This is a genomic window from Paraburkholderia sp. JHI2823, from assembly GCF_038900695.1.
Lineage (GTDB): Bacteria > Pseudomonadota > Gammaproteobacteria > Burkholderiales > Burkholderiaceae > Paraburkholderia > Paraburkholderia mimosarum.
In genome coordinates, this window is record NZ_JAYMRY010000002.1 from 229,937 (window position 1) to 247,304 (window position 17,368).

14 protein-coding genes are annotated in these 17,368 nt (G+C 66.4%); 3 read left to right on the forward strand and 11 right to left on the reverse strand.

Annotation, left to right across the window (positions count from 1 at the left end; all coding sequences use genetic code 11):
• The first annotated feature begins 96 nt into the window (after positions 1–96).
• Positions 97–984, forward strand: a complete 888-nt coding sequence (locus VSR34_RS03595) for an EcsC family protein (RefSeq protein WP_342961878.1) — start codon at positions 97–99, stop codon at positions 982–984.
• On the opposite strand, the gene VSR34_RS03600 is transcribed toward VSR34_RS03595, so the two are convergent.
• The 3 genes from VSR34_RS03600 to VSR34_RS03610 all read right to left on the reverse strand — a co-directional run bounded on the left by VSR34_RS03600 (position 954) and on the right by VSR34_RS03610 (position 3,886).
• Positions 954–1,922 carry an alpha/beta hydrolase gene (locus VSR34_RS03600; RefSeq protein ID WP_342961879.1) on the reverse strand — a complete coding sequence of 323 codons (969 nt, stop codon included), beginning with the start codon at positions 1,920–1,922 and terminating at the stop codon, positions 954–956. The two genes, VSR34_RS03595 and VSR34_RS03600, sit on opposite strands and share 31 nt — an antisense overlap.
• A gap of 141 nt (positions 1,923–2,063) precedes the next feature.
• Positions 2,064–2,498 carry a CHRD domain-containing protein gene (locus VSR34_RS03605; RefSeq protein WP_028209367.1) on the reverse strand — a complete coding sequence of 145 codons (435 nt, stop codon included), beginning with the start codon at positions 2,496–2,498 and terminating at the stop codon, positions 2,064–2,066.
• 242 nt (positions 2,499–2,740) lie between these two features.
• Entirely contained in the window at positions 2,741–3,886 is a 1,146-nt protein-coding gene (locus tag VSR34_RS03610) for a porin (RefSeq protein ID WP_342961880.1), read from the reverse strand.
• 449 nt (positions 3,887–4,335) lie between these two features.
• Between VSR34_RS03610 and VSR34_RS03615 the strand changes: the two genes are divergently transcribed.
• Positions 4,336–5,280 carry a LysR family transcriptional regulator gene (locus tag VSR34_RS03615; RefSeq protein WP_342961881.1) on the forward strand — a complete coding sequence of 315 codons (945 nt, stop codon included), beginning with the start codon at positions 4,336–4,338 and terminating at the stop codon, positions 5,278–5,280.
• Between the two features lie 160 nt (positions 5,281–5,440).
• Here the strand turns inward: VSR34_RS03615 and VSR34_RS03620 are convergent, their stop codons facing one another.
• The 6 genes from VSR34_RS03620 to VSR34_RS03645 form a co-directional block, all read right to left on the reverse strand.
• Positions 5,441–9,988 (reverse strand): transporter substrate-binding domain-containing protein, encoded by a 4,548-nt coding sequence (locus VSR34_RS03620; RefSeq protein ID WP_342961882.1) that lies wholly within the window; start codon positions 9,986–9,988, stop codon positions 5,441–5,443.
• 27 nt (positions 9,989–10,015) lie between these two features.
• Entirely contained in the window at positions 10,016–10,735 is a 720-nt protein-coding gene (locus VSR34_RS03625; RefSeq protein WP_342961883.1) for an aquaporin, read from the reverse strand.
• 269 nt (positions 10,736–11,004) lie between these two features.
• Positions 11,005–11,145, reverse strand: a complete 141-nt coding sequence (locus tag VSR34_RS03630) for a hypothetical protein (RefSeq protein WP_342961884.1) — start codon at positions 11,143–11,145, stop codon at positions 11,005–11,007.
• A 258-nt stretch (positions 11,146–11,403) separates the two neighbouring features.
• A complete protein-coding gene (locus VSR34_RS03635; protein WP_342961885.1) occupies positions 11,404–12,207 on the reverse strand; it encodes a response regulator transcription factor in 804 nt (267 codons plus the stop codon).
• Positions 12,204–12,845 (reverse strand): response regulator transcription factor, encoded by a 642-nt coding sequence (locus VSR34_RS03640; RefSeq protein ID WP_342961886.1) that lies wholly within the window; start codon positions 12,843–12,845, stop codon positions 12,204–12,206. The genes VSR34_RS03635 and VSR34_RS03640 overlap by 4 nt, the downstream gene beginning before the upstream one ends.
• Positions 12,846–13,083: 238 nt before the next feature.
• A complete protein-coding gene (locus tag VSR34_RS03645; RefSeq protein ID WP_342961887.1) occupies positions 13,084–14,406 on the reverse strand; it encodes an MFS transporter in 1,323 nt (440 codons plus the stop codon).
• Positions 14,407–14,532: 126 nt separating this feature from the next.
• Between VSR34_RS03645 and VSR34_RS03650 the strand changes: the two genes are divergently transcribed.
• Entirely contained in the window at positions 14,533–15,417 is an 885-nt protein-coding gene (locus tag VSR34_RS03650) for a LysR family transcriptional regulator (RefSeq protein WP_342961888.1), read from the forward strand.
• Positions 15,418–15,572: 155 nt separating this feature from the next.
• On the opposite strand, the gene VSR34_RS03655 is transcribed toward VSR34_RS03650, so the two are convergent.
• Both VSR34_RS03655 and VSR34_RS03660 read right to left on the reverse strand, forming a co-directional pair.
• A complete protein-coding gene (locus VSR34_RS03655; protein ID WP_342961889.1) occupies positions 15,573–16,544 on the reverse strand; it encodes a threo-3-hydroxy-L-aspartate ammonia-lyase in 972 nt (323 codons plus the stop codon).
• Positions 16,541–17,209, reverse strand: coding sequence for a PAS domain-containing protein (locus VSR34_RS03660; RefSeq protein ID WP_342961890.1), 669 nt, complete (start codon positions 17,207–17,209; stop codon positions 16,541–16,543). Before VSR34_RS03660 ends, VSR34_RS03655 begins: the two co-directional genes overlap by 4 nt.
• Positions 17,210–17,368 lie beyond the last annotated feature (159 nt).

Genomic DNA, 17,368 nt, shown 5'->3' on the forward strand with positions numbered 1-17,368 from the left:
AGCATCTTAGCACGGCGCGATCCACTACACTGGGGCGTCGAACGGTGGCGATGCCGCCTTTGCTGGAAACCGACGTCGCCGAAATTCGGGAGCGCAATGAAACCCACAATCGCAGATCCTGCCCACGAGGATGCCGCAGCGCCCTTCACCGAAGCGGATTGGGACGCGCTGCGGCGCGCCAAACATCAGCTCGAAACGCCACCGCTCGGCATCAAGCTCGCGGCGATCGTGGGCGCGCCGGTGGAAAAGCTGATAGCGCGGCTGCCCGGCGTCGCGAACGACAAGGTGACCGACGCGACGCAAATCGCACTGCGCAAGTGCCTGCAGCTCGCGTTGAAGACGCTCGGCAAACCCGGGGCGCCTGGCGCGAGCGATGGCGCTGAGCCCATGCGCGGCGCGTTGCGCGAACGCGCGAGGCCGAGCAATCTGCTGCACAAGTTCGCGGTGGCGACCACCGGCGCCGCGGGTGGCGCGTTCGGCCTTTTCGCGTTGCCAGTCGAGCTGCCCGTCACGACCACGCTGATGTTCCGCTCGATCTGCGACATCGCGCGCAGCGAAGGCGAGAATCTGTCCAGCACCGACACGCAGCTGCACTGCCTGACGGTGTTCGGCATGGGGGGCCGCTCGGCCGCCGACGACGAAGCCGATTTCGGCTACTTCATCGTCCGCGGGGCGCTCGCGAAGGCCGTGTCGACAGCTTCGTCGGAGATGGCGACGAAAGGCTTCGCCGCGCATGGCTCGACCGCGCTACTCAAGCTCATGCAAACCGTGGCCGCGCGATTCTCCGTACAGGTGAGCGAGCAGGTGGCGGCGAAGTCGATTCCGGCCATCGGCGCGGTGCTCGGCGCAATGGTCAACACGGTCTTCATCGACCACTTCCAGCAGGTGGCGCATGGGCACTTCACCGTGCGCCGGCTCGAGCGCCAATACGGCGAGGCCGCCGTGCACGCCGCTTACGAGGCAATCGACGTCGCGCTCGATTGAGGCGGCTCGGGTCTCTCGCCGCCGCGCCCCGCCGCGGCGGTCACGCTGCGCACGAAGCCCGCGGCGACGTCGAGTGTGCTGCGCGCTTCGGGCATGAAAGGCGCGTAGATCGGCCAGATATGCGGCATGCCGCGCGCGATTTCGCACTCCACCGCCACGCCGGCGGCGCGCGCGCGTTCGGCTACGCGGCGCGTGTCGTCGAGCAGCGTCTCAGTGCTTCCCACGAAAAGGCTCAGCGGCGGCAGGCCGTGAAAGTCGGCGTAGAGCGGCGACACGTACGGATCGGTCGCGCTCGCCGAACCGACGTAGAACGGTGCGATGCGCGCGAACACTTCGCCGCAGAACATCGGATCGCGCCCGTCGTTCTCGCGTATCGAGGCCCCCGTGACCGCGAGATCGGTCCACGGGGAAAACAGGACGGCGCCGGCCGGAAGCGGGTCGCCCGCGTCGCGCAACGCCACGAGCGCGGCAAGCGCGAGGCCGCCGCCCGCCGAATCGCCGGCAATCACAATGGAGTTCGCCCGCCTTCCGCTTGCCAGCATGTGGCGGTAAGCAGCCAGCGCGTCTTCGAGCGCCGCGGGAAACGGATGCTCGGGCGCCAGGCGATAGTCGAGCGAAAACACATCGGCGTCCGCACGCTTGCCAAGACCAAAAGAGATCGCGCGCTGCGAACGCGGCGAGCAGAAGTAATACCCGCCGCCGTGCAGATAAAGGAGCGCGCGCTGCGCGCTCGAGCGCTCGCGGACGAGCCACTCGCCGCGCATCGGGGAATCGGTGGTGCCGTACTGTTCGCGCAGGCGCCAGCCCACTGGGACGCCTGGCGTCCAGATGCGCCGCGCTGTCAGCATGCGCACCCGCGCGACGTTGATCTTCCTGCGCGTTTGGGGCAGAAAGGTGCGGCGCAAAAACCTGCAGATCAGCGTGCTTTGCCAGCTCATCGGCTCCCCCATCGCGGCGATTCATCGCCGGGCAATCAGCGCTCGGCCGGCGCGCCAGCGAGCGCGTCCCGCAATCCGACCGCGACTGCGGGCAAGGCCGGCACGCTCAAGACCACGAATCAGGCCGACGACCCGCGCCGCTCAGTTGGCGGGCAGCACCTGGCCGCGAATCTCGCCCGACGGGTTCTGCGCCGTATGAATGTTGAAGTACCACTGGCCGCCCATCAACTGGGTGACCTGCTGCTCGTTGAGCGTGGCAGAACCCTTGATGGGGCTCGCCAGCTCGCTCTTCGGAATCGGCACCTGCGGGTTCGCGTTCTGGCCGACCGGAGCGGGGCCGTGGAAGTGCGCGGCAACAGCCGGGCCCGAGAGGCCTTCGTAGGTGACGGTCCAGTTCAGCGTTTTCGTGGATGTATCGAACGTCGCGTTGAGCATGCCGTGGCCCTGGCTCACTCGCGGCGGCACTTCGCTGGAGGGTTCGAGATCGGCCTTCAGCGCGACGGTGTCGGCGAAGGCGGCGCTGGAGGCGACCATGCAGAAAGCGAGGACGAGTTGCAACGGACGAATCACATTCATGGGATTTCTCCTGTTCTTGTGGCGCGCGGCACCAGAAGGCGGCCGTGCTCCCACATGCTAGAGCAAATCCGTCGGGCGTGTCCGTTGCCGCAATGTCGGCGCAACGTGAACTGCATGCAACAAAAAAGGACGCCGCAAGCGGCGCCCCTCAACCCAGGTACTCCCTTCTTGCCATTCGGTTCTGCGCGCTCCCGTTCGCGACGCCCTGGCGGATCGAAACCGGGAACGCGATGCCCGAATTCCTAGAATCGGTGACGGACACCCGTCGTAACGATGCCCTGGTTCTTGCTCGACGAGAAGTTGTTGCTGCCCTGGAAGCCCACTTGCGTGATGCCCACGGCGTTCTGACCGGCGCCCCACATGCCGACGCCTTCGAGGTACACGTCGGTACGCTTCGAGAGCGAATAGTCGGCTTGCAGCGCGAACTGATGCCAGTGCGCCGAGTTGCTGCCGCCCGCGTCGAGCATCGAATTCGAGCCGTTCACGTTCGTGTACGTGTACATCGCGCCGATGCCGAGCGCCGGCGTGAGGTTGTAGCGCAAGTTGCCTTCGATGTTGTTGAAGCGCACGGCGTTGCCCGACGTGTCGTCGATACGCGACTGCGTGAACACCACGCCACCGATCATCGGCCCGAAGGCGTAGCTTGCGCCTGCGCCCCAGTTGCGCTGACGGCTCTCCGCGCCAAACGCACCCACCGCACCCGGTGCGCCGAACGTGCTCACGAGCGGCGAACCCTGGACGGCGCCGCTGGCGTTGGCATTCACGCCATTGATTTGCGTGTAGGCCGCGCCAAAGCGCAGACCCTGGTTCGCATAGCTCAAACCGGCGCTATACGCACGGTTGACCGCGAAGCCCGATGCCTGGTTCGAAAATGCGTACAGGCCGCTGAACTGCAAGCCGGAGAAGTTCGGGCTGGTGTACTTGACCGCGTTGTTGAGCGAGAACGTGCCGTTGAGGTCGTCGTTGTCGATGATGTGCGCCATATAGGTGCCGCCCCAGCTGCCGACGGCGGTGAGCGGACCGACGTAATCCATCATCGAGTCGAACTGACGGCCGAACGTGATCGTGCCGAACTGGTGTTGCGTCAGGCCGACGAACGACTGGCGATTGAACAGGCCGCCGTTCTGCTTGCCGTTCGTGACGTCAAAACCGCTTTCGAGGGTGAAAATCGTCTTCAGGCCACCGCCGAGATCCTCGACACCGCGCAGACCCCAACGGCTTGCCTGGATATTGCCGCTCGTCAGCGCGTAGTTGGCGTTACCGTTCACGTTCGTCGTATACGTAAAACCGGCATCGACGATACCGTAGAGCGTGACGCTGCTTTGCGCGTACGATGCCGATGCAAAAGTCGCGGCGACGGCCGCCGCGATAGCCAGTTTCATTTTCATATGCTTCCTTCGATGCAAGGCCTTTCGGCAGATGTGAGCGCCGTTGCCGGCCTCACGCCGGCATTGCGTTTCCATGGCGCGGTGAACGCGGCACGGCATTGATTTGCATCGCGAAGTTTATGGGTGTCGCCTTTTGAGCGACCACCCGGAAGCTGTACAAAAACGTTTTCGAATAAATCGAATTCTCCGGCAGTCAAGCCTGAAACGCTTGCCCCGCAATGTCCGCGACTTATCTCGCTTTTTCTCGAAAAACGCGACTCGTCAGGTATCCCAATAAAGCGTTGTCACAAGGCAACAGATCCGATTCGGGACACGCCGTCGATTCGGACGATTCCCATTCCGCCTGACCGACCCTCGTCGGTACTATCCGACAGGCACGCGTTAGCGCCCCTCCTTCCTTGTCCCATCTTTTCGCCCCGATCCGCTCCATGCCCTCGCGCCCGAAAAACATGAATCAGCTCCAGGCCATGCGCGTGTTCGTGAGCGTGGCGGACCACGGCTCGTTCGGCCGCGCGGCGACCAGCCTGAACATGTCGAACGCCGTAGTCACACGCTACGTGGCACTGCTCGAAGCCCATCTTGAAACGCGTCTCATCAACCGCAACACGTGCAGCACGTCGCTAACCGAAGCCGGCGCCGAGTACGCACGGGGCTGCCGCCAGCTGCTCGACGATCTGGCGCGCATCGAAGCGCGCATCACGCATGGCGTTTCGGTGCCGTCGGGCACGTTGCGCGTCGTTGCCCATGCGTCGTTTTCGTTGCACGACCTCACGCCGATGCTCAAGCAGTATCTCGACGCGTTCCCGAAAGTCCGTCTCTCACTCACGCTGCTGCACCGCCCCGTCGACCTGATCGAAGAGGGCTTCGACGCGGGCATCGTCGCGCCGCGCCAGGTGAGCGGCGGCACGCTCATCCGCCGGCCCCTCGTGAGCATCGCGCCGATTGCGGTCGCCTCGCCCGCCTACCTCGCCTGTCATCCGGCGCCGCAACGCCCCGCCGATCTCGCGCGGCACACGCTGCTTACGCCCACCGCCGATATCCACGGCAACGAATGGCACTTCCAGAGCCCCGGCGGCGCGAGCGAGCCGGTGCTGATCGAGCCTGCGTACGCTGTGAATAACTCAATGATGCTGCGCCAGGCTGCGATCGCGAGCATGGGCATCACGATCCTGCCGGCGAACCAGGTGGCTGCGGATCTCGCAATGGGTCTGCTCACACGCGTGCTCGGCGAGTGGGACATCCGCGATGCCGACAATGCGCTATCGCTCGTCTATCCCGGCCGCCGCCACGTGCCAGCAAAAACACGCTCGTTCGTGGATTTCACCGTCGAATGGTTTCGCAAGCACGACGCCGCAACGGCGAGGGCGATTACGAGAACTTCGTGCAACAGTTAATTGATCGAATTTATCTCGATTTCTTTTTGCGCGCCGACTAAGCTTTCCTATGCGAGAAGTGACTCTTCATCGAAGGGTCTCCAAGCTTGAACGCGGCTTCGGCCGCGTTTTTTTTCGCCTGTTCTCCCGGCGCGCCAGACGTTTTCCTGATGCGCATCGTTCATGCGAGCAGCGCGGCCTGCTGCTCGATTCCGCCAAGCATCGCCTGGCAGGTGCGTATAAGCGCGTAGCCCTCCTCGCGCAACTGCTCCGCTGTATGACTGTTCATGTGACGCCTGAACGTCTCGAGCTCGGCGAGCAGCGCCGGATATTGCAGCACGCCCACCGCCCCGGCGAGCCGGTGATGCCACTCGCGCAGCCGCGCGACATCCGCTTGTTCGAGGAGCGGCGGCAATGCGTCGAGGTCGTCCCGCATTGCCGAGACGAAGGAGCCGAGCAGCGTCTTCACGGTCGCCTCGCCGCCCCACACCCGGATCATCTGCGCGAGATCGAGCGGTTCGAAAGTCCGTGCTTTCCCGGGCCTCGGGGGGAGCATTTGCGCATCCCCAACCTCGGCGGAAGCGGCGCCCCTTGACCTGGGCCCGATGTCCTCGCCTGCCGCTGCGGCCGCCCGACCGGGCTCGTGCTGCGCGGTGCGTTGCATGCCCTCTGCGCCGAACCAGCGCGCGAGATGCTCGCGCAGCGTGGCCACGCGCGTCGGCTTGATGAGGCAGTCGTCCATCCCCGCCTCGCGGCATTGGCTCATATTCTCGGGCGCCGTGTTGGCCGTGATGCCGAGTATCGGCAACCGGCGGCCACCGCCCGCTTTCTGCTCCGCCTCGCGCACGCGCCGCGCGAGATCGTAGCCCGATACATTCGGCATATGACAATCGGTAATCAGGCAGCCGTATTCGCGTAGGCGAAGCGCATCGAGCGCCTGCGCGCCGTCGTCGACGACGTCGCAGGCGAAACCGATCAGCGCAAGCTGATGACGGATCAACTCCTGATTCACCGGATGGTCCTCCGCCACGAGAACGAGCCGGCCGGCGGCGAGCTCCTGTTCGCGATCCGGTGCCGGAACCATGTTCGCCACATCGGCGGCGGGTCGCGACTGGCTCGCGGCCTTGGGCGGCAGGCCCTCCAGGGCCGTGACACAAGCGGCGCTCAAGCCGCGCCAGGACAACGGATTGACGCTCACGCGCACGCCGCTTTCCGCGACGCGATAGCCACTCGGTTTGGGATTTTCCGTCAGGCGGATCACTGGCGCCCCAAGCTTGCGCAGCCGCCCGGCAAGCGCCTCTGACGCAAACACGAGGTCCACCTTGCCCACGCCTGCCGCGTGCGCAAAATCCGCTGGCGCGACGCGGCGCATCTGCATGCCGAGCGCGGCGCCAAAGTGGATGAGTGCGGCGGCGGCGCTCGCGTCGCTGCAAGCAACGAGGGCTCGCTTGCCGCGCAACGCGTTCGCCGGGCAGTCGCGCACCTCCACGGGCAATTCGATGTGCAGCGCGAGGCAGGTTCCATGGCCGGGCTCGCTCTGCAACGCCAGCGTGCCGCCCATCAGCGCCGCCAGCTTGCGGCAGATCGTCAGACCGAGCCCCGTGCCGCCAAAGCGCCGCGTCGTGGAGGTCTCTGCCTGCACGAATGGCTCGAAGAGCTGCGCATGCGCCTCCGGCGCGATGCCGATGCCGGTGTCTGCCACCGAGATCGTGAGCCGCTGGCGCGCGCTCGCGTTGCTACCGCCCGCAAGGTCGAGCGCGCGTACGTGCACGCTCACCTCGCCCTCCAGCGTGAACTTGATCGCGTTGCTGAGCAGGTTGAACAGAATCTGCCGTAGCCGCACGCTGTCGCCGCGCAACAGCGCCGCGACCTCCGGCTCGACATCCACGCGCACCTTGAGCCCCTTCTCGTGCGCCCGGGCAGCCAGCAATCCGACCGCATTGTCGACGAGCTGGCGCACGTCGAACGGCTGCGAGTCGATAACCAGGTGGCCGGCCTGGATCTTCGAGTAGTCGAGCAGATCGTCGAGGATCTGGAGCAGCGCCCCGGCCGATTCGTGCACCATGCCGACCATCTGCGCCTGGTCGGCATTGAGCGGCGTGCGCTCGAGCACTTCGACGAGACCGAGCACACCGCTCATCGGCGTGCGGATCTCGTGGCTCATCATGGCGAGAAAATCGTCCTTGGCGCGGGAGGCCGCCTCGGCGATGTCGCGCGCGTTCTCCAGCTCCTTCGCGCGCGCGTGCTCGACGTTCGCGTCCACCGCGTAGCCGCTCCAGACGATCGCACCGGCTTCGGCGCGGCGCGGCGCAAGCTCGGCACGCACCCATACGAGCCCGGCGGCACCCTGAAAGCGGAATTCGGCGTGCACCGGTGCAAAGCGGCGCGCGGAGCGTTCGAGCCGCGAGACGAGGCGCGCGCGATCCTGGCGCGACACGCGCGAGAGGTCGACGGAGCTGGACAGTCGAAGCGCGTCGACGGTCGTGCCCAGTAGGCGCTGCGTGTCGCCGCCGATGTACGGCAACGAATAGCGGCCGTCTGGCGCGCGGCGCAACTGGAAGACGATTGCCGGCACCGAACCCGTGACTTCCGAGAGCAGCCGTTCCGACTCGCGGGCGCGCAGCTCGGCGCGGCGTATGACGGTGACGTCGATCATCGTGCCGAGCACGCAGAACGGCGCGCCCTGCGGGTCGCGGCACAGGCGCGTCCAGAAAATGCCGTGACGGGCCTCGCCCGCGGCATTCTCGAAGATCAGCTCGACGCGCTGGCTCTCGCCTTCGGTGATCGTGAGCCGGTAGAGCTCGTCCATGCGGCGGCTGTTTTCCGGCCCCCATGCCACGACGGCCGCGCCCGTGCGCCCGATCACCTGGGCGCGCTGGCGGCCCGTCGCCTCCTCGTAGGCGCGATTGACGGCGAGGTAACGGTCCTCGAGATCCCGCGCGCAAAGCGGATACGGGATCATTTCCATCATCGTGTTCTGCAGTTCCACCTGGCGCGCAAGCACCTGCTCGGCGCGCCGCCGCCTGCGCATCTCGCGTTGCAGCAGCACGTATGCGCGCATCGTGACGAGAAGCAGCACGCCGAACACGATCAGGAGCGGCAAAAGCCGCAGCGCGTTGACGCTCCATCCGCCGGTGCGGGTCGAAGCGGCTGCGGTCCAGCGGTTGCGCAGACGTTGCTGCTCGACCGGCGACATCGCGCTGAGCGCGCGATCGATGAGCCGCGCGAGCGGCACGAGGTCGCATCGTACGGCGTAGGCCGTCGAATCGTCGACGCCGACCGCGCCCACGACTTTCAGCGTGTCGAGATAAGCGCCGCTGAGCGGCGCATCGAGCGCGGCTGCGTTGCCTACCAGCACATCGGCTTCGTGGCCGGCAACCATCGCGAGCCCCGCATCGAGGCTCGCGGCGCGCACGACCTGCGCCCCCGGCAATCCGGCCAGTTCCGGGGTGTGAGGCGCCAGCACGATGCGGCGCCCCGCGAAATCGGCGAGCGAGCGCGCCATCGGCTCCTCGAGGCGCCCGACCATCACGAGCGGATAGTGTTCGAAAGCGTCCGTATAGAGCACGTCCGAACCGAGCGCGCCGTCGTTGACGGAGGTCTCCGCGAGCGCAATCTCGCCCCGCCGCATGGCGTCTGCCACGTTTGCCCAAGGGGAAATCGGCACACGCTCGAAGGTGATGCCGAGTACGCGGCCGAGATAGTCGAGGTAGTCGTTGGCGATGCCCGACGCCACTCGAGCCTGGTTCTTGAAGCTGAACGGAAGCCAACTGCTGTCGTAGCCCACTTTCAGCGGCGGCAGAGCGGCGAGCCATGCACGCTCGTCGGCGCTCAGACTGAACGCAGGCGACGACGCGTCGCCGTTCACGCCGCCATCGAGCCAGCGCGCGCGCACGGCCGCCGCCGCGGCCGGCCGCACGCCAGCAAGCAGCAGATCGAGACGATCGCGCAACACCGCTTTCGCGAGCGGCACGGCAAAACGCAGCTCGCTCATGCGAACGCGCTCCGCGAAGGCGACGCGCAGATCGCCGAATCCGCCGAGCGTGAGCTGATAGTTGGCCACCGGCGCGAAGCCGGCATAGACGTCGGCCTTGCCCTCAGCAACGGCGCGCAGCGCCGCGGCGGTATTCGCGAACGTTTCGAATCGCGCCTGCGCAAAGCGCTTGCGCAACTCGGAATCGAGCAGATACCCGCGCTCGACGGCGAACTTCGCGTGCGCGAGGCTCCCTGGCCCGGTCGCCAGCAGCGCCTCCCCGGCACGCGTGACGAATGCCGTGGCGCCGGTCAGGTAAGGCACCGTGAAAGCCAGGCAGCGCTCGCGCGACGGCGTGCGGGCAAGGCTCATCACGATATCGATCTCGCCCGCGCAGGCGGCCGCGAGCAACGCCGGCATGTCCGGGAAAACGCGCGGCTCGAGCCGCACGCCCGCGCCGGCAATGAGATGCAGATAATCGGCGCTGAAACCGGTGAGTGTTGCGCCGTCCACGATTTCGAGCGGCGCCCAGCCCCCCGCCACGACGCCCACGACGAGGCGCGGCGGCAACGCCGAGGCGCCCTCGCGCGAAAGGTCGGCGGCCTCGCTGGGCGGCGCGCACGCCGGAACGGCGCTCGCGGCCGCCGTCGAACACGCGAGCGCCACGGCGAGCGCGAGCACGCACGCGAACCCGCGCAGGAGGCAGGAAGCCGCAAGGCGCGCGCACAAACCGGAAATGCGGAGAATCGACGTCATCGCCAGGCGGCATACCCGGTGCGGGACCTACGCGCTGTCGCCAGGGTCCGGGCGGCGGCGGCCCATGAGGCGATAGACGATGCCGGCCGCGGCGCCCCCTGACAGCGGCGCCGCCCAGAAGAGCCAAAGCTGGTCGAGCGCCCACTCGCCGACAAAAATCGCGGGAGCGGTCGAGCGCGCCGGATTCGCGCCGCCGTTGCTCACGGGAATGGCGATGAGATAGATCGAGGCGAGGCATGCCCCGACGACCAGCGCCGCCGCCTTGCGCCGAGCGGCCGTGCTGGACATCAGCAGGTGGACGAAGACGAACGCGAACGATGCGGCCAGTTCGAGCGTGAATACTGCGGAGAGGATGTATTCGCTTGGCGAATGCTCGTCGTAGCCGTTGCTGGCGAAGTCGGACACCGCGACGGAAAAGCCCGGACGGCCGCTCGCCACCCGGACGAGCAAGGCCGCGCCGAGAATTGCCCCGATGGTTTGCGCCGCGATGTACGGCCCGACGTCGCGCACGGGAAAGCGTCCGGAGACCGCATAGCCGATCGTCACGGCAGGATTGAAGTGGGCACTCGCTGCCCGGGCAGCGGCATAGCTTGCCACCGTGAGTGCGAAACCGAACGCCGCAGCCATTTCGAACACATTGCAGCCCTGCGAGGGAGGGCTCGCGTTGAGCGCCGTGGCTGCGCAACCGGCGAATACGAGCCACGCGGTGCCCGCGCCCTCGATCGCCAAACGCCTACCGAGCTTCATCGTTTTGGTCTCCTGTCCACAGGGAATTCGCACATGAGCTGTCGGAGCGCCGCACAGCTTCCTGGACCGATTCCCACTGGGCCGCCCATCATTCGCATCACCACATCAGCAACAATCTGACGGCCCATGCTTCGAGCTTGGGATTATGAGGAGACGTACTTCGCAATCAGATAGGACAATTCTTAAAACGCGCTAGGCATCGCAGTGGAAAAACAGGACGAATTCCGACAGACACAGAGAGAATTCCAAGGCCGGTGTCCCGCGATGCATCAGGTCAGTCCCGACGGCGTCGCGAAGTCGATACGATCCCGCTCCGTGACGAGACCCTGCTTGCGCATCGTGCTGTGCTTAAGTGTGCTGACCGTCTTGCGGCTACGCTGAAACCGACAGGCGATCTGACGGACAGACATGCCCTAACGCCTGGAGCTGGGAGACTTCCCATGCGTGCGCGCCTGGCTCGTCGCGAGCCGGCTGGCGAGCGTTAGCGTGTAACAGGCTTCGCCGACAACACTGGCGCGCCCCCGCGGTGTGCAACAGCTTCGCCCCGCCGAGCCGGACGCACGCAGGGTCGTCGGCAACGATCACGCGCAGCGGCCTGCCCACGCGAGGGATGCCGTTCTGAACGACGCGGCTCTCTTGCATGGGAGTTCGTGCGCGCGCAGGCCCGTTCAGACCGGGTCCGCCCGCGTCACGCCGCATTCGAGCGCGAAGCGATAGAGCTCGATATCGTTGGTGAGCGCGAGCTTCTTCATGGCCGCGCACTTTTGCGCGCTGATCGTCTTGACGCTGCGTCCAAGCAGGCTGGCGATTTCGGTCACGCCGAGCCCCGTTGCATAGTGAGTAATCACCTCGAATTCGCGCCGCGTGAGGATGCGATGCACCTCTTCGCGCCGCTCGGCGCGCTCGGCCTGCGCCAGCAGGTCGCGCACGACGGGGCCGACGTAGTGCTCGCGCGCCATCGCCGACACGATCGCAACGGGGATCAGATCGAGGCGGTCTCGCTTGCTCAACACCGCCCCCACGTCGAGATTGATGGCCTTGCGCAACACCGAGGCTTCGCTTTCCATCGTGAGCACGACCACGGCCTTGTGCAGGAACTCGCCGCGAAAGGCGCGGATGGCTTCCGGACCATCCAGTTCGCCGGGCAACGCCATGTACAGATCCATCAGGACGAGATCGAACGGGTGCTGCGCCGCGACCTCGAACAGTTCAGGCACGCTCCGCGCACGCGCGACGACGTGCAGGTTCGGGTGGTTGGCGAGCAGGCTTTCCAGGGCATAGAGCACGACCGGATGATCGTCGGCGATGATTACGCGCACCGGCGACGCGGTGTCGGCGAGGTCGGCCTTGTTGGGCGCCGCCCTGGCCGCGCCGGACAGGGCGACGCGCGGATCGCCGCGCCCGCTTGCGGCAGGGCGATGAGCCGCTGCCGTTACGGCGCCATCCGCCAGCGGCAAAGAAGACAGATTCATAGGAGTCCGTGCGCTCTAACAAAAGCGAAGAGGCCAGCGTCGCTGCTCACGCCGAGCTTCGCCATGGCCTCGCGCTTTTGACTGCTCACCGTGCGCACGTCGCGGCCAAGGGCGCGCGCAATTTCCGTAATCGAGTTGCCGCTTGCAAACTTGCGAATCACCTCGGACTCGCGCGGTGTCAAACGCGGAACGCACAGGAAAAGTGAGTCATCCGCAGCCGCGACCTCCCGCTCGATCGACGGGCTGATATGGGCACGCCCCTGCGAGGCGCCCCGCACGATCGCCGCGAGATCGTCCAGCGGCTCGCGCTTGCGCAGCATGGCGGTCACGCCCGCGTGCGCCACCGCGCGCAGAATGGTCGCGTTCGCCATGCTCGTCAGGACGACTACGCGAATGGCGGGCCAATCACGACGCAAACGCTGCACGAGACGCAAACCATCTTCGGCGATGCCGGATGCGGCTGGCATGCTCAAGTCCGTCACCACGACGTCGCATGAAACCGTTTCAAGCGTTTCGAACAGTTCGCTAGCGCTGCATGCTTCACCGACGATCTCGACATCGCCTTCAGCCGCGAGTGCGGAGCGAACGCCCAGCAAAACGAACGGATGATCGTCCGCCAGGACGACACGTAACTTCACAGTGACTCTCCTTCGAGGTGGATCCGCGATGACGCACTGCGCGGCTGAGGCCGGGCCATCCGCAAGGTCATTTATCTGACCATTGAAATCCTGCCGTCGAAATCGGAGATTTCCGAAACGTTAAATAATTCTGAATGCAGGTTTCCGCGATAATCATGCGAAATTCAGTGGGAATCAGAGAAGAAATCCTACGTGACATCCGTCCCCTTGAGAGGAATCTGATTCGCGCGCGTCCGAGTCAAGCCGCGGCACGAGAGCGCGCTCGTTTCCCGCTGTCACTGGCACGCTCGCTGCTGCCATGCGCGCGCGGAACCGCGAAGGCAGGCCAGGCCATGGCTGCGCAAAGCGCAGCCGCAACCCAGACGCCGGGCCATCCGAACCATGACAGCAATAGCGGGATCGCCGACGGCGCGACGAAGAACGCGATGAATGCCCCGGTGTTACCCATTGCGAGCGCGGTTCCTGCACGGCCCGGGCCAGCCAGCGTCGCGAGTTCGGTGAATGCGACGCCATGCCATGCGGAAGCGGCAATGCCGCCGAGTACGATCACCGAGGCAAGCAGCACGACGAATGCGCTACTTGCACGATGCGTTTGGGGCACGAGTGCGGTCAGCATGGCGAGCACGGAGAAAATGGCGACGGTGAGCGCCGTACAGCCGCGCAACCAGACGCGCCGGTCACCGTGCCGATCGGTCCAGCGACCGCCGTAGACACGCATGAATGCCGCGCCGCCTTGCACGGCGGCAAGCGTCGCACTGACAGCCGCCGTGCCCGCATGTCCGACGTCATGCAGGAAGATGCTGGCGAACGAAAGCACGGCCACCTGGGGAATGCATAAGACGCCGATGCCCGTCACCGTGCGCCACACCGTCATCGAGCGCAGCGGCGATAACGCGCGTTCGCTCAGCGCGCCGGGCTCGCGCGAGGCAAGCGGCGCGGGCGCGGCATCGTACTCGTGCTCCGGCTCGCGCAGCCAGACGATGGTGAGCACGGCTGACGCCGCGCAGATTACGGCAAGCGCGCCGAACACGGCCGCGAAGCCCGCATGGTCGGCAAGGGCGGGCAGCGCGAGCGCGCCGAGCCCGCCGCCGGCCGGCACGGCGGTTTGCCGGATGCTCATCGCAAGGCCGCGCTCCTGCGCGGAGAACCACGCCATCACCGCGCGCCCGCTCGATCCGTTCACACTGCCGCCAAAGAGGCCCAACGCGAGCAGGCCCGACGCGAGCAGCGACACGCCCGGCACGTGCGCGCCCACGGGCGCGCACCAGACCGCCATCGCGAGGAGCGCGAGCGCCGTCGCACAGAGCCCCGTGAGCAGCACGCGCCGGTCGCCCCATCGATCCGTCAGGAGTCCCCAGGGAAGCTCGCTCAGCACAATGCCGAGCCCGAGCATGCCGAGCACCATGCCGAGCGCTGCCGTGCCGATGTGATAGTGCGCGCGAATCAACACGGCCGTCGCGGGAATGCCGCCGAGCGCCGCGGCGAAACTGGCGTTGGCCGCGACGCCCACCGCGAGCACCTTCCAGCGGTGTGCGGCGTTCCGTGTGGCTCCGTGTCCCATGATGACCTCCAGAAAGCGGTTGACTGAAGGCATCGTAGAGGCGCAGCATCTATCGGAAAAGCTGGATTTTCCGGACCGATGGTTCGGATTTTCCGAATCATCACCGGCGCCGCGCGAGGCAAAGTCATGAACGCACGTGGTTTCGATCTTGCGCAACTGCGCACGTTGATTGCCGTCGCCGAGGCGGGCAGCGTCTCGGCGGGCGCCGAGCGCGTGTTCCTCTCGCAGTCATCGGTGAGCGAGCAGCTCAAGAAGCTCGAAGAACGCATCGGCCAACCGCTTTTCGTGCGCAGCAAGCAGGGCATGTCCGCCACGCCGGCGGGGGCGAAGCTGCTCGATCACGCGCGCCGCATCGTCGCGCTGTGCGACGCCGCGTTCGACGACATGCTCGGCCGCACGCTCGACGGCGAGGTGCGCATCGCGATCACGGACTACTACCGCCCGCACGACATCGCCGAAATAATCCGGCGCTTCGCGAGTCAGCATCCGCGATTGCGTCTGCACGTGACCGTGCTGCCGAGCGCCGTGATCGACAGCAGCGCCGAAGGAAACGCGTTCGATATCGGCGTCTCGCTGCGGCTCGTGGAGGCAAGAAGCCCAGCCGCAGCGGCGCACAAAAGCACGGCGATACGGCGCGAGAAGCTCGTCTGGGTAAGCGCGGCGCAAACGCTGAGCGAGCGGCCCGCGCTCGCACCGCCGTGGCCGCTCGTGCTGCTGCCTTCGACCTGCCAGTTGCAGCGCCGCGTGGTGAGATTGCTCGATGAAGCGCGCATGCCTTACCTCATTTCGCATTCGGCTTCGGGTGTGGCCGGGCTGCAGCTCGCGCTCAGGGCGGGCCTCGGAATCTCGTGTCTGAACGAGTCGGCGATCGGGGAAGGACTGATGCCTTGCCCCGCTTCATTCGGCTTGCCCGCGTTGCCCGCGGCCGAATTCCATCTGCTGCCGGGCCAGCCGGGCGAGTCCGCACATGTGACGAACGCGCGCGCGGCGCTCGCGGAACTGCTCGGCTGAGGCGCCTGGTCCGGCGCCCTTGGGCTCGGCGCCCTAAGTTCGGCGCGGCGCCCCCGGCTCGGCGCCCCCGGCTCGGCGCCCCCAGCTCGGCGCCCCCCAGCCAGGCGCCCCCGCCAACTACATCCCTGCTCCCGGAACGTATCGGCCGCGACGTATCAGCCCGCCGCCTGCACGAGCTCCGCAAAGCGCAAAAGGTCCACGTTGCCCCCGGAGATGAGCACGCCCACGCGCTTGCCGCGCACATCCACCTTGCCGTGCAGCACCGCGGCCGCCGCGAGGCATCCCGTGGGTTCGACCACGATCTTCATGCGGCTCGCGAAAAACTGCATCGTGTCGACGAGTTCGGCGTCGCTCACCGTAACGATTTCGCTGACTCGCTCGCGAATCACCTCGAAGGTCAGATTGCCCAGATGCTGGGTCTGCGCGCCATCCGCGAGCGTCTTCGGTGTGTCGATATGGACGATCTTGCCCGTCTGCAGACTGCGCTGGCCGTCGTTGCCGGCCTCCGGCTCTACGCCGACCACCGCGCACGCGGGCGCGAGCGCATGCGCCGCAGTCGCGCATCCCGAAAGCAGGCCGCCGCCGCCGAGCGGCGTGAGCAACAGGTCGAGCTCGCCCGCTTCCTCGAACAGCTCCTTCGCTGCGGTGCCCTGCCCGGCCATCACGTGCGCATGATCGTAGGGCGGAATCAGCGTGAGGCCGCGCTCGGCCGCGAGGCGCTGCCCGAGCGCCTCGCGGTCCTCCGTGTAACGGTCATAGAAGACGATCTCGCCGCCATAGCCGCGCGTGGCCTCGACTTTGACGGCAGGCGCGTCATACGGCATCACGATCACGGACTTCACGCCGAGCAGGCTTGCCGACAGTGCGATCGCCTGCGCATGGTTGCCGGACGAAAACGTGATCACGCCGCCCGCCTTCTGCTCCGGCGTGAACTGTGCAATCGCGTTGTAGGCGCCACGGAACTTGAACGCGCCCATGCGCTGGAGGTTCTCGCACTTGAAGAAAAGCTGCGCGCCCGAGCGCTCGTTCGCGGTGCGCGAAGTCAGGACCGGTGTGCGGTGCGCGACGCCGCGCAGGCGGTCGTGGGCGGCAACGACGTCTTCGAAGGTAATGGGCAACGTGCTCATATTCGTTCTTCCACAGGCAGGTAGGTGTAGACGGTCGAGCGCGCGACGCCGAGCGTGGCGGCCACGTCGGCGAGCGCATGGCGCAGGTTCAGAAGGCCGCTCGCCGCGAGTTCGCGCACGGCTTCGCGACGCTGCGCGAGCGTCATGCCGATGGGCGTGGTATTGCGCGTGGCCGCGAAACGTTCGAGCGCCTCGCGCACGCAGCCGGCGGCGCGCGGCGCGAGCGTTTCGGCCACCGGCGCGGCGCTGCCGGTCTGGATCAGTTGGCCGAGGCCTGCCGTCACCGCGCTGAGCAGAGAAACATCCATGTTCAGGCAGATGGCTGCGACGTACTCGCCCGCGCTGTTTTTCAGGCCGATCGACGTGCTCTTGGCGGGACGCCCGTCGGGAAAGCGGTTCGGATAGTTGGCCACGACTTCGGGAAAACCGGGATCGGTGATGCGCGCGAGACCCATTTCGGTGGCGGCATCGCCGACCTGCCGCCCGGACAGGTTGTTCGCGATCGCCACGACCGACTGCTCGGGCCGCATGAGATCGTGCAGCACCACTTCCACGAGCGGCGCGAGAGACTGGCCGAGCGCCGCGACGATCTTCTCGCCCTCGCGCAGCAGCAGTGCGTTTTCCTCAGATGAACGGCTGGAGCGTCTTTGGCGGGTTGGCTTCATATTGGATATTTTGACAGTAAATGACGGAATGTCAATCAAGTGAGGCCAAGGCTTCGGTTCATCGCTTTGGCAACGCCGCCCCGGACCGCGCGATGCGTGAAAAAAACCCGCCCGAAGGCGGGTTCAACAGACACGAAGAAAGACAACACATTGCGCAGC

Bases quoted from the DNA above. Each gene is read 5' to 3' on its own strand.
- VSR34_RS03620 (WP_342961882.1), bottom strand. From the start codon at position 9,988: ATGACGTCGATTCTCCGCATTTCCGGTTTGTGCGCGCGCCTTGCGGCT.
- VSR34_RS03605 (WP_028209367.1), bottom strand. From the start codon at position 2,498: ATGAATGTGATTCGTCCGTTGCAACTCGTCCTCGCTTTCTGCATGGTC.
- VSR34_RS03655 (WP_342961889.1), bottom strand. From the start codon at position 16,544: ATGAGCACGTTGCCCATTACCTTCGAAGACGTCGTTGCCGCCCACGAC.
- VSR34_RS03630 (WP_342961884.1), bottom strand. From the start codon at position 11,145: ATGTCTGTCCGTCAGATCGCCTGTCGGTTTCAGCGTAGCCGCAAGACG.
- VSR34_RS03635 (WP_342961885.1), bottom strand. From the start codon at position 12,207: ATGAATCTGTCTTCTTTGCCGCTGGCGGATGGCGCCGTAACGGCAGCG.
- VSR34_RS03600 (WP_342961879.1), bottom strand. From the start codon at position 1,922: ATGAGCTGGCAAAGCACGCTGATCTGCAGGTTTTTGCGCCGCACCTTT.
- VSR34_RS03595 (WP_342961878.1), top strand. From the start codon at position 97: ATGAAACCCACAATCGCAGATCCTGCCCACGAGGATGCCGCAGCGCCC.
- VSR34_RS03660 (WP_342961890.1), bottom strand. From the start codon at position 17,209: ATGAAGCCAACCCGCCAAAGACGCTCCAGCCGTTCATCTGAGGAAAAC.
- VSR34_RS03645 (WP_342961887.1), bottom strand. From the start codon at position 14,406: ATGGGACACGGAGCCACACGGAACGCCGCACACCGCTGGAAGGTGCTC.
- VSR34_RS03625 (WP_342961883.1), bottom strand. From the start codon at position 10,735: ATGAAGCTCGGTAGGCGTTTGGCGATCGAGGGCGCGGGCACCGCGTGG.
- VSR34_RS03650 (WP_342961888.1), top strand. From the start codon at position 14,533: ATGAACGCACGTGGTTTCGATCTTGCGCAACTGCGCACGTTGATTGCC.
- VSR34_RS03610 (WP_342961880.1), bottom strand. From the start codon at position 3,886: ATGAAAATGAAACTGGCTATCGCGGCGGCCGTCGCCGCGACTTTTGCA.
- VSR34_RS03615 (WP_342961881.1), top strand. From the start codon at position 4,336: ATGAATCAGCTCCAGGCCATGCGCGTGTTCGTGAGCGTGGCGGACCAC.